This window comes from Fibrella arboris, from assembly GCF_041321095.1.
GTDB lineage: Bacteria > Bacteroidota > Bacteroidia > Cytophagales > Spirosomataceae > Fibrella > Fibrella arboris.
Window position 1 is genome coordinate 179,791 of the sequence record NZ_JBGGWE010000007.1, and the last position, 16,616, is coordinate 196,406.

Annotated in this window: 9 protein-coding genes; 6 read left to right on the forward strand and 3 right to left on the reverse strand. The window is 57.1% G+C overall.

All coding sequences use genetic code 11. The features are described 5' to 3' along the window. Positions 1–86: 86 nt before the first annotated feature. Positions 87–3,500, reverse strand: coding sequence for a DUF7933 domain-containing protein (locus tag ACAW75_RS14305; protein WP_370729410.1), 3,414 nt, complete (start codon positions 3,498–3,500; stop codon positions 87–89). Between the two features lie 62 nt (positions 3,501–3,562). After that, positions 3,563–5,068 carry a hypothetical protein gene (locus ACAW75_RS14310; protein WP_370729411.1) on the reverse strand — a complete coding sequence of 502 codons (1,506 nt, stop codon included), beginning with the start codon at positions 5,066–5,068 and terminating at the stop codon, positions 3,563–3,565. Between the two features lie 752 nt (positions 5,069–5,820). Here ACAW75_RS14310 and ACAW75_RS14315 point away from each other — a divergent pair. The 3 genes from ACAW75_RS14315 to ACAW75_RS14325 all read left to right on the forward strand — a co-directional run bounded on the left by ACAW75_RS14315 (position 5,821) and on the right by ACAW75_RS14325 (position 9,998). Beyond that, positions 5,821–8,058 carry a sensor histidine kinase gene (locus ACAW75_RS14315; RefSeq protein WP_370729412.1) on the forward strand — a complete coding sequence of 746 codons (2,238 nt, stop codon included), beginning with the start codon at positions 5,821–5,823 and terminating at the stop codon, positions 8,056–8,058. A gap of 15 nt (positions 8,059–8,073) precedes the next feature. After that, the gene (locus tag ACAW75_RS14320) at positions 8,074–9,486 is read left to right on the forward strand and encodes an ATP-binding protein (RefSeq protein ID WP_370729413.1); all 1,413 of its coding nucleotides are present in this window, start codon (positions 8,074–8,076) and stop codon (positions 9,484–9,486) included. 131 nt (positions 9,487–9,617) lie between these two features. Then, positions 9,618–9,998, forward strand: a complete 381-nt coding sequence (locus ACAW75_RS14325) for a response regulator (RefSeq protein ID WP_370729414.1) — start codon at positions 9,618–9,620, stop codon at positions 9,996–9,998. A 28-nt stretch (positions 9,999–10,026) separates the two neighbouring features. On the opposite strand, the gene ACAW75_RS14330 is transcribed toward ACAW75_RS14325, so the two are convergent. Continuing rightward, on the reverse strand, positions 10,027–11,394 hold the full coding sequence (locus tag ACAW75_RS14330) for a T9SS type B sorting domain-containing protein (RefSeq protein ID WP_370729415.1): 1,368 nt from the start codon (positions 11,392–11,394) through the stop codon (positions 10,027–10,029). Between the two features lie 241 nt (positions 11,395–11,635). Between ACAW75_RS14330 and ACAW75_RS14335 the strand changes: the two genes are divergently transcribed. The 3 genes from ACAW75_RS14335 (at position 11,636) to ACAW75_RS14345 (ending at position 16,569) form a co-directional block, all read left to right on the forward strand. Continuing rightward, positions 11,636–12,838: a homogentisate 1,2-dioxygenase gene (locus ACAW75_RS14335; protein ID WP_370729416.1), complete on the forward strand. Its 1,203-nt coding sequence runs from the start codon at positions 11,636–11,638 to the stop codon at positions 12,836–12,838. Positions 12,839–12,924: 86 nt separating this feature from the next. Further along, complete coding sequence (gene fahA, locus ACAW75_RS14340; protein WP_370729417.1) at positions 12,925–14,166, forward strand: fumarylacetoacetase; 1,242 nt, start codon at positions 12,925–12,927, stop codon at positions 14,164–14,166. Positions 14,167–14,181: 15 nt separating this feature from the next. Continuing rightward, positions 14,182–16,569, forward strand: a complete 2,388-nt coding sequence (locus tag ACAW75_RS14345) for a penicillin acylase family protein (protein ID WP_370729418.1) — start codon at positions 14,182–14,184, stop codon at positions 16,567–16,569. Positions 16,570–16,616: the final 47 nt, after the last annotated feature.

A 16,616-nucleotide genomic window follows, 5' to 3' on the forward strand; every position in this document is an offset into this window, starting at 1 on the left:
GGCTGTCTCGAAAACTAGCCTTAAGTGCTTGTTAATCATGGCTTTTTGGGGGTAGGGTTTGGGTGGCTTGACAAGTCGGTGACTACTCATTGCTTCAGACCGGTCATGGGTGGGCAGAGTTGCAGCGGGCAGGTTGAGCAGGATTGCACCACGGTGGTGGTGAACGTTGTTTTGCAGGTGGGGTTGTTGAGGTCCCGCACCGTGATCAGGTACGTAGTGGCCCCGTCGGCCTTGAACGTACCGGCCGCACCCACGCTGGCCGCCGTGCCATAGGCCGTGCCCCCTGCGTTGAGTACCGTGCCACCCGTGCCATCGGCATTGGCGTTCAGCACCACTTCATACTTGCCCGCTGCGCCACCGCTGATCGCCGTTGCACTGACGGTTACAGTGAAATAATCGTCGGTGGTGATGGCTATGGTGCCATTGTCGTTGCAGCCTGACTGAACAGGTGTAGCACTCAGGCTACAGACGGCCGCGCCCTGTACCAGCAGGCTGATGGTGGTGCTGTCTTTGCAGCTGCCGTAGCCCGTCAGGCGGTTGTCGGCCACTACCGTCAGCGTATACGTACCGGCAATGGCCGGGGCCGTGAAGGTGGTTGAAACGCCCTGTGGATTCACCGTGCCGGTGCCTTTCCAGGTGTAGAGGGTGCTGCTGCCAAAGCCCGTCCCGTTCACCGTCAGGGTGGCCGTGCCACCGGGTACAAGCGTGGCCGAAGTAGGCGACAGGCTGGTTACGTCCAGGGCCGTACACGGATTGGGCGATACGGTGAGGCAGGCGGTAGCGATGCCTTCATTGCCCGTCATCACACCGATAGACCCGTTACTGACTAAACTGATCAGGGCGTTCTCAATGAGGGTGTTGCAGTAGGTGGCAGCGGTATTGCTTGTCACCGGCACCCGGATAACCGACGTACCCACGGGAATAACCGTACCGGCAGTCAGGCCAACCTGGCCAGCTGCGGTAAACGAACCGACGCCTGCATACGTACCCGTAGCTGCCCCGGCAATAGCCAGTCCAGCCGGTAGATCATCCACAAAATTCTGCAACACGGTCATGCTGCCGGGGTTACTGTTTTTGATGGTAATCACCAGCGTACTGCTCTGGCCGGCACCCACAGTCTGGGGAATAAACGACTTCGTAAGCTGTGGCCCCATCACGTAGGTACTCTTCACAAGCACGCAGGATTCGGTAGACGCTACATTGTCGCAGGCGGTCGTCTTCAGCGCTCCCGCCGCCACTGTGTTGCAGTACTCCCCATCGACCGGGGCTATCACGTCTACGCTGATCTGATTCAGGCCGGGCACCAGTACCGTACCCGCCGGAATGGTCAGGCTGGTGCCACCCGCCGTCGCCACCACACCCGCCAGGTCGGAGGTGAGAGTAGGCGTTGGCGCCACGGTCATCTGGGCCGGGCTGGCGGGCAGGTTGTCAACCAGCGGTGCCGTCAGGGTAATGGGCGTCGCTTCGTGGTTGGTCAGCTTGATCGTCAGCCGGATAGGTGTGTTCGTTTTTGCTGAACCGGGGCTGAATTCCTTGGCTATTTCGGGCGTTTTCGACCCTGTTACGGTAATGCTGGCGCAGTCGTCGTCATCCTCGTTGGCGGTGTTCGTGTTGAGCGGCGACGAGTCGGGGTCGTTGAGCGGAAAGGCCCCGCTCACCCAGGCGCAGTTGGTATACGTACCTGGCTGGCTGGCTTTGGTGGTGAGCGTCAGCGTTGTGGAGGCCCCCGCCGAGAGCGCTGGAATGAGCCAGCCCCCGCTGATGGTGAACGTACCCGACGTGACCGATGCCGCTGTGATCAGCAAACCGGCGTCCAGATTATCGGTCACCTGAATGTTGGTAGCCGCCATTGTGCCCGCGTTGGTGAGCACCAGTTTCCAGACAAAATCGGTGTTGGTCGGGCAGGTGACGCCGGTGGATGGGCTAACGGTCTTAACCAGTTGCAGGTCGATGGTCTGCGTGCCTTTGCAAACTTCGTAGGTCACAAAGTCATCTTCGGTCGTGGCGTTGTTGTTCGGGCTGGAATCGGGGTCGGCCTGGTCTGACTGTTTCACCTGCACGGCCACTTTCTTGCACACGCAGGTGGTTTCGGTGATGGTGACGGGGTAGTCCTTGAAGCAGTTGTCTTCGGCGTTGAACACCCGGATGGTATACGCCTGGTTGCCATTGGCATTCGGTAGGCCCGTAAAGGAATACGCCCCGCTCACGAGCGGTTTGGCCGCACTGTAAAGCACCCCGGCATAGAACGTACCGAGCGAAATACCCACCCGGTCGCCGCCCGTTACGCCCGTAATGGCAATCATGGCGTTGTTGCCGGCACTCGTGCCAGTACAGGTTGCCGCCGTGGCTGCTACGGTGGCCACCGGAGGGGTACAGGAAGCCGTTATACAGGCAGTAGGGTTGAGCGTCACCGACAGATCGGTCGTACAGCCCGCCGCCGTAAATACCCGTACCGTATACACCTGCGGCGTAGCCGGATTGGGTAAGGTGCTGGTGATGACCCCCCCGCCTGGAACAAGTGTCGAGGTGGCGTAGGTTTGCGTGCCGGTGTATGAACCGCCAATACTGATGTCGTAATGGTCGGTGCCTCCCACATTGCTCAGGGTAATTTTTCCGTCGCTGTTGGCACTGCTGGCGCCGCAGGTGGCCGGGCTAATTGAAGCGGTGGGCGCGGGGCTTCCTCCGCAGCTACCCAGCACGCAGATGTTGTCGTAGCCGGTCGATATTTTGATCAGGCGGTGAACCAGGCCAAACACGATCTCGAAGTGTACGGCCGCCGACCCGTCGGAGGCAAATTCCGGGGTGGTGGGAAAGGTGAAGGTCATGGCTGACCCATTCACGGCGGTGGCCGTGATGGCCTGCGTCTGGCTATAGATCAGTACGCCGTTCCGGTATACACCCACGCCCTGCTTCTCGAAGGATGGGTTTACCCCGTCATATTGTTTCTGAATGACCTGTAGCGAAAAGCCACTCAGATTACCCGCTTTCCCGGCGGGCAGGTCATAGGTCACAAACAGGTTAGCGGCAATGTCAGGGTGGAAGGTAACGTCGGTGGCCGACCAGCCGGGCGCTGAGGCGTAGATACCACCGTCATTCCGCCAGAAACCGGCCAGACAGATAGCACTTTTAAAATCATTGGTGTTGCCAAATCCCCGCGTACCGAGCAAGGCCTCCCCGCAGCCACTGTTGGTGTTGGGGCAGTAGGAATTTGTTCCCTGCTTCATAAAAGGCGACGTTAACACGCCGTCTCCCTTCGATACAGCCCCGTTACATTGGGTCGTCAGCGAATTGAAATCCCACTTCGCCAGCACGGTCGGTGTTGACGTACTGCACTGGGCATACAACGCTGCACTGGCCCCGCCAAACCAGCCCGACAGCGCAGGAGCCAGCAGCAGAACCAACGACAAGAGGGATAACCGCTTTATGGCCATCCCGTTAACTAAACTGGCTGACGGGTGGCGGTGCCCCCAGGCCGGATTCGAAGAGGTAAAGACGTTCATTGGGTGGAAGTTGACAGGTAGCCAATTCGTTACGGGAGAGCCTTACGCAGACGCTGTGATGATCAGTTAACTTTTACCGTGAAGGTGAGCGTAGTGCTCCCAACGGGCAGGCTGGGTATGACCCACTCTTTCGTCACGCTGCTGTAACTGCCACTGGCCGCCGCCGCCGAGAGGAGCGAGGCCTTCGGGTCGGGCATGGGTACGTCGACGACTACATTGGTGGCAGTGCTGGGGCCGCCATTGGTCAGGGTGACGGTATAGGTCAGAAATTCACCCGCATTGCCCGTTTGTGTGGCTGGACTTACCGATAAACTCAAATCGGCCGTCTGGCACTGTTTGGGCGCTAGAATCACCGTTTTATCGGTATAGGTCGTGGCATCGCAGAATACCCGGATGGTATACGGCTGGTTCACCGTCGGATTGGCCAGGGAACTAACTACCGTGTAAGGGGCCGGTCCCGAGAGGGTTGTTGCCGAAGCAAAACCGGCTCCGGTGTAGGTGCTGCCAATGGTGTAGTGAACCTTCTGGGCGTTGGCATCGAAGGCAGTGAGCGTAATCGTACCGTTGCTGTTGGCCGTAGACCCCGTACAGGTCGCCTGCGAGAGGGTGGCTGTGACCACCGGAGCCGCACAGGCCGGTGCCGCAGCGGCGTAGTACGAGCCAGCCAGCGAAGCCGTTGGGGTAGAGCCGCCCGTAAAAGCGGTTAAGCCCGTATTGACCCAGGCCCCATTACTACCAATGAGGTAGCGATAGATGGTCGCTCCATTTTTACCATACAGGTACGTTCCATCAGAGGCAAACCCATTCGGAAAATTGGTGGGCGTACTGGTTTCCGTCGACCAGGTGTTGGTGCTGATCGTGTAGACGTGTAAGGCGGCTGCCCCGCTGACGTTGGCGGTGCAAAACACTTTATTGGCATCGGCACAGGAAAAGGGGTTGTTGGGTACTGCAGCAGGTTTCGCTGCCAGTTGAACCAGCGCACCGGCTCCCGGATCATAGCGCTTCAAAAAGTTCGACTGAAGTACATACACCGAGCCTACTGCCGATATGATCTGATTGACGTTGGCCAGGGCTGTCACCGTGCTCCAGGTATCAGTGCCCGGGTTGTAGAGCGAAACACCGGCGGCAGTCAAGGCATTTGTGCCTAACCGCTGATATAAGTTTGTCCCGTCGGTAACAAGATCAGCGCCCTGAGCTGGCATCGTATTCCCAAGAGTCGCCCAGGTATTGAGGGCAATATCGTACCGGGTGAGCGTATTGGAATTGGTCTGCCCGACATACATATAATTGCCCACGCCACAGATCACCGGCGCACCTGAACCGCCATTGGAGGTTCGGGGCCAGGTGGCCAGATTGGTCAGCGAATTGGTTGGCGTGAGAAGCAGGTTCTGGAAGTTGTTGGCGCTGTTGCTGGTCAGAATATACAACTGCGCCTGTGCCAGGTGGCCCGCCAAAAGCAGCAGCATGATGCATAGCCCGCGCTGCACGGAATGACCTACAGAGCTATTAAGGCTACCCGGAGACACCCGCTTGGGAAGCCAGCTAGTTGACGTGGTATTACCCTTCATGGATACGAGAAAATTGGTACTAACCTGTATGAATAGCGGGAAAGACTTAGTTGGTAATCCGACTATTTTTGGGTAGTATACAAATCCAATGCCAGTGTCAGAGTTAACTAGGTATTTTCATTCATTTGTGTCGATATTACGTTCATACAGTCGTTTTAATCGTTGATTTACAGATAATTATAATTTAATAATCGAGCATTTTTGTGGATATGTTTTTACTAAGTACTACGCTTCTGGCTTCTATTTCGTAAAACCTGGAGGCACTCAAAGCCTTGACAGTCAGTATTTTTAATGCCAACTCTCGCCGATTGGCTGATACACCCTACCGATGAGCGCTCTTTGCCTGGGGGTGTTGCTGCCATGCGGCAAGCGGTATCCCTATTGGAAAAGCGGAGTAAACAGCCCGTAGGGCGGGTGAACGAAACGACCTAAGCAGGCTATGCCGCCAGGCTGGCTTTAACCTGTAGTGACCAGTACAGGTATTTGTGCAATTACCAGCCAGGGCTGACGGTACCTTACTTTGAATCGCGGTCAGACAGTTTTGTGGGCGCCTGTTTCGACGATTACTTAGTTGATCATACACTGGTGTGGCGACTCAGGCATCGTGACGATTGCGACGCTATGTGGACAAATTGGCCAACTATCAACGGCTTCCAATCCATCTGTTCTACCTTGAGCAACGTACCCGGCAACGGCAACACTTGTCGGTTTCAGCCGAAAGACGTTTCTTTAAGGGTTTGAACTACCTTATTATGTCCCGCTTAGTGTTTGTATTGACTGGCTGGCTACTGGCTTCGCTGGCAGTGGGTCAGGTTATTGTCGTTGACAGTCTACCCGAAGCGGGCTTTCAGCTCACTGGCAGCTGGGCATACAATACAGCAAAATCCAATGTTAAGGCCACCGGGCGCTCAGATACACCCCCTGCAACCTGGGCATTTCGGGCGGGTGATGATCCAGACTGGAGCCGTGCCAACCTGAACGAGGCCGCCTGGCAACGTATTGACCCGGCGCTACCCGTTGCTGAGCTCCTGCCCCTGATTCCCGACAACATAGGCTGGCTACGACTCCGCTTACGCATACCGCCTGCTCTACGCCAGCAGGGCCTGCTGCTGTTCTGGCGACAGACAGCCGCTACCGATCTGTATGTCAACGGACGGCTGGTTCGCCAGACAGGTACGTTCCCCGCCGATGGCAAACCCGCTGAATTAACGCATTCCACCGCCCGGTATACAACAGTTGTTCAGCCCGACTCAGCGGGTTCTATTGTGCTGGCCGTTCGGTTTGCGGTGAGCCGGGATACGTACCTGGGTAACTACCAGCCACCCGGCCGGTCCCTGTTCTGGGCAAGCCTGCTGGACGGGAGCCGCCCGGTAGTGGAGCCGTTTACGATACGCTGGCAACGGCTGGTGGCTACCTTCACGGCTGGTCTGTTCGTCATGCTGGCGTTGTTGCACGGCCTGTTCTTCGCCTATAACACCGAAGATCGGGCCAACGGGGCCATGGCGCTGGCCTGCACTGCGTTCGCGACCGCGTTTTTTTCGATCACCCTGATACTGGGCGTCATTGAACTGCACGACACCTACGCCCACTGGTCGATGCTGGGTACGTTGGCCTATCCCGTTGGTTATATTGCTCTCATGACGGCCATCTACACGATCTACAAAAAGCCGTTCGGCCCCCTGTATCTGGGGCTCGTTGCCGTCATGATCAGTTGCGGGCTGCCGCTGTTTCTCTGGCCCGCTACCGGTGCGACCTGGACTGAATTCGGGCCTGCTTTACTATGCACTGCCGAATGCAGCCGGATCACACTATCGGCCCGGCGGCAGTGGGGCGGCGAATTCATCACCGGCGGTATGCTCAGTGCGCTGGTGCTGTTCTCTATCTTCTGCATCTATACGTTCGACGAGCTGACTCCATTACGGATCATTCCGCTCTCGGGTTTTGCGCATCAGCTCATCTACTACCTCGCCGTCTTGTTCATTCCGCTTTCGATCTCACTCTATATCGCCCGTTCGTTTGTGTTTACACAACGTCGGATGGAGGGGCAACTGCTTGAGGTGCAGCGGTTATCGAAACAGTCGTTCGAGCAGGAAAAAGATCGGCAAACCATTCTGGCGCGGCAGAAAGAGACCCTGGAAAAACAGGTAGCCGAACGGACTGCCCAACTGCAGGAGTCGCTGGATGAACTGCGAACCACCCAGAAACAGCTTGTTCAGAAAGAGAAAATGGCCTCATTGGGGGAGCTGACGGCGGGCATCGCCCACGAGATCCAGAACCCCCTCAACTTCGTCAACAACTTCTCGGACGTCTCGGTGGACCTGGTCGGCGAACTGCTCGAAGAACGCCAGCGCCCCGCCGACCAGCGCGATGCCGCCCTGGAAGAGGAGCTGTTGCAGGACCTCAGCCAGAACCTCACCAAGATCAGTCACCACGGCCAGCGGGCGTCGGGTATCGTGCGCAACATGCTCCAGCACAGCCGCACCAGCACGGGCCAGCGCGAGGCCACCGACCTCAACGCGCTGGCCGACGAGTACCTGCGGCTGAGCTACCACGGCTTGCGGGCCAAAGACAAGAGTTTCAACGCCAGTTTCCGCACCGAGCTGGATGGGTCCCTGCCGCTGGTGAAGCTGGTCTCGCAGGACATCGGCCGGGTGCTGCTCAACCTCTTCAACAATGCCTTCTACGCCGTGCAGCAGCGCGTTCAGCAAGGCGAGGCCAACTACCAGCCCACCGTGACCGTGACAACCAAACTAGCGGGCAGGAACGTAGAGATAGTTGTTCGCGACAATGGGACCGGGATTCCTGATGAGGTGCGCAGTAAGATTTTCCAGCCCTTCTTTACCACCAAGCCAACGGGCTCCGGTACCGGACTGGGGCTGAGCCTGAGCTACGATATTGTCACGAAGGGCCACGGTGGCACGCTCGATGTTGAATCAGAAGCAGGTCAGTTTACCGAGTTTCGTATTACCTTGCCTATGCAGGTTGCCTAAGCCACTACCGATGCTATGAATGTTCCTGTTTTAGTCGTCACCATTTTTTTTCTGCTCCAGACGCGCAGTTTCCTGTCTACCAGGGAAAGGATGCCGGCCTGGGATCGATGGCTACTGGGCGCGGTGATAGCATTGGGTAGCCTGTTTGTACTTGATAAAATACTCGACACGAATGGTGCTTTCGAGCTGAAGGCGACCTGGGTTTGTTACGTAGCGCTGGCCGTCAATAGCTATGTGGTCTATGTGGCGTCGAAACGATACCCGCCGGCCCGCGCCTTGCTGCTCTCGCTGATTCCCTTCCTGGTGGTACTGGCGTTTACTTCCTTTGTCCGCAGCTTTTTGCCGACATCGCTCTACGACCCGAATAAAGATCTGTTTGAAACATCGGTTGGCTTCGCCTATGTCTGGGTGTTCTCGCTGTTTGGCTACGCCGCCAGGCAACGCAAATCATACAGTAAAGAGCACCAGGCCCGCATAGACCGCGAAGAGGCAGAACGGCGCGAACGGCAGATGCTCGAAGGACTGGTGCAGGAACGAACGCTGGAACTGACGCAACAAAAAGCTGAAATCACCCGGCAAAAAGAGGAGTTGGAACTGGCGCTCAGTGAATTAAGAGCCACGCAGGATCAACTGGTACAACGCGAAAAACTGGCCTCGCTGGGGGAGCTGACGGCGGGCATCGCCCACGAGATCCAGAACCCCCTCAACTTCGTCAACAACTTCTCGGACGTCTCGGTGGACCTGGTCGGCGAACTGCTCGAAGAACGCCAGCGCCCCGCCGACCAGCGCGATGCCGCCCTGGAAGAGGAGCTGTTGCAGGACCTCAGCCAGAACCTCACCAAGATCAGTCACCACGGCCAGCGGGCGTCGGGCATCGTGCGCAACATGCTCCAGCACAGCCGCACCAGCACGGGCCAGCGCGAGGCCACCGACCTCAACGCGCTGGCCGACGAGTACCTGCGGCTGAGCTACCACGGCTTGCGGGCCAAAGACAAGAGTTTCAACGCCAGTTTCCGCACCGAGCTGGATGGGTCCCTGCCGCTGGTGAAGCTGGTCTCGCAGGACATCGGCCGGGTGCTGCTCAACCTCTTCAACAATGCCTTCTACGCCGTGCAGCAGCGACAGATCGCCGAGCGGGAGTCAGGTACGTTGAAGGGCTTTGCCTACCAGCCAACGGTGGTGGTCACAACCACGCAAACACCCGTAGGCGTTGAGATCCAGGTACGTGACAACGGAACCGGCATGTCTGACGAGGTGCAGCAGAAAATTTTCCAGCCCTTTTTCACCACCAAACCGTCTGGTTCCGGAACGGGATTGGGGCTCAGTCTGAGTTACGAAATTATCACCAAAGGCCACGGCGGCACGCTCTTGCTCGACAGCAAAGAAGGTGTCGGCACAACTTTTACGATCTTATTACCAGCCACTTAAAAACAGTTTCAAGTTTCAGGTTTCAGATGCGCTGCTCATTCACCCATCGTAGACAAGCAGCGCACCTGAAACCTGAAACCTGAAACCTGAAACCTGAAACCTGACACCTGAAACTTGAAACCTCTTTTCCCATGACTCACATTCTTGTTGTCGACGACGAACCCGATGTTCAGCCGCTGTTTGAGCAGCGTTTCCGGCGGGAAATCCGTAGTGGTGCCGTTCACATGACCTTCGCCTCGTCGGGCGAAGAGGCGCTACAGATTTTCAACGATCGCCCGCACGAAGCCGTCCTGATCCTGTCGGATATCAATATGCCGGGTATGAGCGGGCTGGAACTGCTACGTCACATTCGCACGGTTACGCCGCAGCGCCCTCCGGTAGTAATGATGATTACGGCTTATGGCGATGCCGAGAGCCACCAGCAGGCAATGGACCTCGGTGCCGATGATTTCCTGGCAAAGCCGCTGGATTTCAATTCACTGAAAGAAAAACTAGCCAACCTGCCTGTATAAGAACGATAGGAATAGCACGCGGATTGGGCTATTCCAGCACCGTCAACGTACCTGCGCGTTCGGGCAGGAAAGGGGCAGGGCTAATGACGTATCGGTAGGGGCCGGGTGCTACGCGTTCGCCCCGAACACGGCCATCCCAGGGCTCGCGGTAGGGCGATTCATGGAGAATAAGTTCGCCCCAGCGATTGTAGATCCGTACCGAACAGAGCGGAAACGCCTCAATACCAATAAGTGTCCAGGTATCGTTCTGGCCATCGCCGTTGGGCGTAAAGGCCGATGGGAAGAATAAGCCCGGTAACACGGTGATGACGACACTACTACTCAACGGACATTGGCTATCCTGGCTGACCGTGAGGCGATAGGTTGTGGTGGCCACTGGCTGGGCTATTACGCGGGGCAGGTTGAGGCGCCCGCCGCTGGGGGCTGAATTTCCTTCGGTCAACAGGCCGTTGATCGGGTCCCAGGTATACGACAGATCAGGACCAGACGGGCCTTGCAACACCACCTGTGTACCGGCAATGATGGTCTGGCTGGGCCCCAGGTCGGGCTGCGGTACGCTGATGACGTCAATGGTCTGGTTGACCAGCGCCGGACAGCCGTTGGTATTGGTGACAGAATATGTCACTGTTTGCTGACCCGCCCCAACGAGTTTGGGGTAAAACTGGCCGTTCTGCACCCCATTTCCAGAAAACATACCGCCTGCTGGTGTGGCGACCAGCCCTACCCGATCAACTGAATTGGCGCATATGGCAGGAATGACGGGAAAGTCTGGTTTGGGTTTAGTAAAGACCTCCAGCGGCCCGGCGCTCACTTCGCAGTCGCCGTCGAGAACGAACACGCTATACACGCCCGGCGCATCGGCTCGAATCGTGGGGCTGGTTTGAGGTAGCGTGAACCCGTTGCGCTGCCAGTGGTAGGTCAGGCTGACCGACGCAGGGTTGGTCGAGCCAACGTCGATGGCCGCTACTAACGGTTCGCCTTCGCAGGGGACCTGTTGCGTTAATGGCAGCAAGGACAACTTCCTGAGCGGACTTTGCCGAATAACGACGGTTGTGGTTTGCACGCAGTTAGCCAGGGCCGTGTTGGTCACCTCCAGCTTATACATACCTGGCATGTCGATGGTGAGCAGGTACGTGGATTCGCCAACGAGTACAGCGCCATCTTTGAACCATCGATACCGGTACTCGGGCAGGATGTTCGAGCGAAGATCGAGCGACTCGCCTGCGCACAAAACAGTTTTGCTGACGGTAATCTGTGCCGGTAAACAGGCTTTTTTAGCCTCCGCTTCTACGGGCCCGGGCACTCGGCTGCGGGCCTGTCGCTGGGCATAAACTGCACTGCTGAACAGGGCTAACAGACCGATAACGAATGATATACGGTTGATATGAATGGACATGGGCTGGGCAAGATGATCTAGTACAGACCACCCTCCCTACATCATAAACCATGCCTATCTACTGCCCTTCATGTCATGGGCAGGGAAGAGCTGATAAATGCCCGAACGCGGCGAACTGCCGCTGGCTACCAAAAGCCCTTAGGATAGTATCTTGCCAGAAAATTGGGCAATGCCTTGTTGTAGTATGACAAAAGGCAGATAAATTTGTTGCTTTGACAACTAAATCAGCCACGAATCAGCTATGCCACTTTATCATCATCTCGGTCAGCTGCCGCCTAAGCGACACACCATCTTCCGGAGTCCACAGGGGGCATTCTATTACGAGCAGTTGTTTGGTACTGTCGGCTTCGATGGCATGTCGTCGCTTCTGTATCACCTGCACCGCCCCACGCAGGTTAAAGCCGTACTCGACCCGGTCGATCTGCGCCCCGCTATTGCCGTTGCCCATAACATCATGTCGCGGAAGCTCGTCGGGTTCGACGTGCCACCCGCCAACGATTTCCTGGCGAGCCGCACACCGCTGCTGGTCAATAGCGATGTGGTGATTGGCGTGGCTGCTCCGCGCCAGTCGCTTACCGACTATTTTTATAAAAATGCCGATGCTGATGAGCTGCTGTTTGTGCATCGGGGCGCAGGTACGTTGCGGACGTTGTTGGGCACGATTGCGTTTGTTCCCGGCGATTACCTGCTCATTCCACGTGGGATGATCTACCAGCTTACGTTCGACCCAATGGGCGGCGAAACCAACGTACCTGAAGCCGATCCGGTTGGCACCCGCCTGTTTTATCTCGAATCGACTTCACCCATCTATACGCCCAAACGGTACCGAAACCACTTTGGCCAGCAGCTGGAACATTCTCCCTACAGCGAACGCGATTTCAAGCTGCCACAAAATCTGGAAACACACGACGAACGCGGCGATTTTGTCGTGAAGATCAAGAAGGAGGGCATTCTGCACACGTTGGTGTATGATACACACCCATTCGATGTGGTGGGTTGGGACGGTTACAACTTTCCGTACGGTTTCTCGATCCATAACTTCGAGCCTATTACCGGGCGTATTCATCAGCCGCCACCGGTTCACCAGACCTTCGAGACCAAATCGTGTGTGGTTTGCTCATTCGTACCACGCCTGTACGATTACCACCCCGAGGCTGTTCCGGCTCCGTACAACCACAGCAACATCGATTCCGACGAAGTACTGTACTATGTAGATGGCAACTTCATGAGCCGCAACGGCATCTCGCCCGGCATCCTGACGCTGCACCCTGGTGGTATTCCACATGGGCCGCACCCTGGTGCCATGGAACGGAGCATCGGCAAAACCGGCACCGACGAACTGGCCGTTATGGTCGATACATTCCGGCCGCTTCAGCTAACGAAACAGGCCCTCGGTATCGACGATGGTGTGTATTTCCAATCCTGGCGAGAAGCGACAGAGTGAAAGAGCGACTGAGTGGATGAGCGAGCATCCATCCGCTCAGTCGCTCTTTCACTCTGTCCGCCATTCACTCTTTCGCTCTTTCACTAATGCCCTGGCTTCCTGTTGCTCCCGATTCCGATTTTTCGATTCACAACCTGCCTTTTGGTATTTTCTCTACTAGCCAGGCACCCGAACGCCGTGTGGGTGTGGCTATTGGCGAATATATCATCGATCTGGCCGCTGCCGCCGACAGCGCCATTTTTGATGCCTTCCTGCCCTACCAGCAGCGATACGTTTTCCGAAGTAGTTTCCTGAATGACTTTATTCGGCTGGGCCGTCCGGTCTGGCAGCAGGTACGTGTCACGTTGCAGGCCGAATTAATTGATGATACCTCACTGCTCAGCAGCCTGGCCAACCAGGTGCTGGTTCGGCAGGCAGATGCTGCCCTGCATCTCCCTGTGCAGATTGGCGACTACACCGATTTTTATTCCAGCATCGACCACGCCACCAATGTTGGAACGATGTTTCGTGACCCGGCCAACGCGCTGTTAGCCAACTGGCGTCATTTGCCCGTTGGCTACCACGGGCGGGCGTCGTCGGTGGTAAGTTCAGGTACACCAATCAGGCGGCCAAACGGGCAGCGGTTACCGAAAGGAGAGACTCAGCCCATTTTCGGTCCGTCGCAACGCCTTGATTTTGAGTTGGAAACGGCATTCATCGTCGGGAAAGATACGCCGCTGGGTACGTCAGTGCGCCCAGCCGATTTCGACGAGTACGTATTTGGTATGGTGCTGTTCAACGACTGGTCGGCGCGGGATATTCAGCAGTGGGAATACGTGCCGCTGGGTCCGTTTCTGGGCAAGAGCTTCGGCTCGTCGATGTCGCCCTGGGTAGTGACCATGGATGCCCTCGCCCCGTTTCGCGTGGCTGGGTACGTTCAGGAGCCTACGCCCTTACCGTACCTGCACGAGCCCAGCGCAACGCCTAATCTTGACATTCAGCTGGAAGTTAGTATCATGCCCGCAGGCGGCTCCGAAACCATTATTTCGCGGTCGAACCAGCGGTTTTTGTACTGGTCGCAGGCACAGCAGCTGGCGCACCATACGGTAAATGGCTGCACTATTCGGGTGGGTGATCTGATGGCGTCCGGCACTATTTCCGGTCCCGACCGGTCGTCGTGGGGGTCACTGCTCGAGCTGTCGTGGGGTGGGGCCGAGCCAGTTACGCTCGACACGGGCGAAACACGCACATTTCTGGAAGATGGCGATACGATAACATTCCGGGGTTATGCCGAAAAAGACGGTATTCGGGTTGGTTTTGGCCATGTTTCGGGGCAAATTGTACCATAACCAAGTCCCGATCCAATGCGCCTCATCCTGCTCTTTCTGCTACTCACTACGACTGCCTGTACCCAGAATTTACGTGTAACGGGCCTGGAGCAACCAGTGGAGGTGCTGCGCGATCAGTGGGGCGTGAACCATATTTACGCCAAAAATGAGCATGACCTCTTCTTTGCGCAGGGCTATATGGCCGCACAGGATCGGCTGTTCCAGTTCGAGATGTGGCGAAGGCAGGCAACCGGTACCGTAGCTGAACTGCTCGGTCCGCAGGAGCTAAAGCGCGATATCGGCACCCGGCTGTTCAAGTTCCGTCCCCAGAATCTGGACGCTGAACTCAACTTCTACCATCCGCACGGTAGCCTGATCATCCGTGCGTTTGTGGCGGGTATCAACGCCTACGTGACGGAGATCAACCAGACGCCCGATAAGCTGCCATTCGAGTTTAAAACGCTCAACACCAAACCCGGACTATGGACGCCGGAAATCGTCATTAGCCGTCACCAGGGGTTGCTTAGCAATATTCGCGACGAACTAAACTACGGGCGGCTGGTGCACCTGATCGGGACCGACAGCCTGCGGGCCTTGCAATGGTTCCATCCCGTCAGCCAACCTGGCGACCCCGATCTAACGCTTCATGTTGACGGAGCGGGGCTGATGCAGAACATTCTGGAACTGTACGAAGCCTTTCGCCTGCCTGTTAAATTTAGCAAAGCCAATGTAGGCCTGGGCGCTACCGATGAGGAAGAGGCCTGGCAACGTTCCCAAAAACGAGCGGAGATCGATGAGTGGTTTGAGGCTGAGAAACAGTTTGTTGGCTCGAACAACTGGGTGGTGTCGGGCGGCAAATCGGCGAGTGGTTATCCCATGTTGGCCAATGACCCACACCGGGCCGTGTCGGTGCCGTCGCTTCGCTACTGGGCGCACCTGAATGCCCCCGGCTGGAACGTGATCGGTGCCGGTGAGCCAACGTTGCCCGGCATCTCGGTTGGGCATAACGACTACGGAGCGTGGGGGCTGACCATTTTCGATACCGACAACGAAGACCTGTATGTGTACGAAACCAACCCTGCCAATCCGAATCAGTACCGGTATAAAGGCCGTTGGGAAACAATGCGGACGCTGCGCGAAACGATTCCGGTCAAAGGTCGCGCCGCGCAGACCGTTACGCTGAAATACACGCGCCACGGCCCCGTGGTGTTTGACGATGCCCGGGCGCATCGGGCCTATGCCGTGCGGGCGGGCTGGCGCGAAATGGGTTGCTCACCGTATCTGGCTAGTCTCCGCATGAACCAGGCCCGGTCGTGGACCGAGTTTCGACAGGCTTGTCTGTACAGCCGGATCCCCGGCGAAAACATGGTGTGGGCCGATCCTAAAGGGACCATCGGCTGGCAGGCCGTAGGGCTGGCGCCCATTCGCAAAAACTGGACGGGTCTGGTGCCGGTACCCGGCGATGGCCGTTACGAATGGGCTGGTTACCTGCCCATTGCCCAACTGCCACACAGCGAAAATCCGTCTTCGGGCTATATTGTCACGGCCAACAACAACCTGACGCCCCCCGGCTTTCCGCATCGCAACGCCATTGGCTGGGTGTGGGCGTCGCCTTCCCGCGCGCACCGGATCGAGGAAGTATTGGCTGATGGTAAGCGCAAGACAGTTAGCGATTTCATGCGCTTACAGGCCGATTACGTAGCCTTGCCCGCCCGAACGCTGGTGCCCTTGCTGGAGCCGCTTTCGTCGGAGGACGTACCTACAGAACAGGCCCTGACGTACCTGCGGAAATGGAATTATGAACTGGGTACGTCGTCGGTTGCAGCGGCGATTTATGTAGGCTACGAGGCGCAGCTTCGGCGGGCGTTCATGAACCTGACCATCCCCGCCGACGCCCGCCCCTACGTAAAAAGCCTTTCCACCAAACGCCTGCTCGATTGGGCCGTATCGCCGCAACTGGCGACCAACCGGCCAATCAACCGGGATAGTTTGCTGTTGGCTTGTGTGACCCTGGCCGTGGCCGATCTGACCAGGGCGCTTGGCCCCGATATGGAAACCTGGGTGTATGGGCAGCGAGCACTTAAGTACAGTGCGCTCACCCACGCCCTGAGTGAATGGGTGAGTGATGAACAGCGGCGGCGCATAAACGTTGGACCGGTAGCGCGGGGAGGATACGCCGAAACCGTTAATGCTACGGGAAACAGCCTGAATCAGGAACATGGCGCGACCTTCCGCATTGTGGTCGATACCCAGGATTGGGATCGGACCATGGGTATCAACAGCCCCGGCCAGTCAGCCGATCCAGGTAGTACGCACTATCGCGATCTGTTTCCGCTTTGGGCCGAAAACGGCTATTTTCCGGTCTTTTTCTCCCGAAAACGAGTAGACCAGGTCACGGAAACAAAGATGCTGCTCAGGCCGTAATCAGCGTGTTGGCGGCGGTTTCAGCAGCACGGTGTGGCTTCGCGCGA

Bases quoted from the DNA above. Each gene is read 5' to 3' on its own strand.
- ACAW75_RS14305 (WP_370729410.1), bottom strand. From the start codon at position 3,500: ATGAACGTCTTTACCTCTTCGAATCCGGCCTGGGGGCACCGCCACCCG.
- ACAW75_RS14310 (WP_370729411.1), bottom strand. From the start codon at position 5,068: ATGAAGGGTAATACCACGTCAACTAGCTGGCTTCCCAAGCGGGTGTCT.
- ACAW75_RS14315 (WP_370729412.1), top strand. From the start codon at position 5,821: ATGTCCCGCTTAGTGTTTGTATTGACTGGCTGGCTACTGGCTTCGCTG.
- ACAW75_RS14320 (WP_370729413.1), top strand. From the start codon at position 8,074: ATGAATGTTCCTGTTTTAGTCGTCACCATTTTTTTTCTGCTCCAGACG.
- ACAW75_RS14325 (WP_370729414.1), top strand. From the start codon at position 9,618: ATGACTCACATTCTTGTTGTCGACGACGAACCCGATGTTCAGCCGCTG.
- ACAW75_RS14330 (WP_370729415.1), bottom strand. From the start codon at position 11,394: ATGTCCATTCATATCAACCGTATATCATTCGTTATCGGTCTGTTAGCC.
- ACAW75_RS14335 (WP_370729416.1), top strand. From the start codon at position 11,636: ATGCCACTTTATCATCATCTCGGTCAGCTGCCGCCTAAGCGACACACC.
- fahA (WP_370729417.1), top strand. From the start codon at position 12,925: ATGCCCTGGCTTCCTGTTGCTCCCGATTCCGATTTTTCGATTCACAAC.
- ACAW75_RS14345 (WP_370729418.1), top strand. From the start codon at position 14,182: ATGCGCCTCATCCTGCTCTTTCTGCTACTCACTACGACTGCCTGTACC.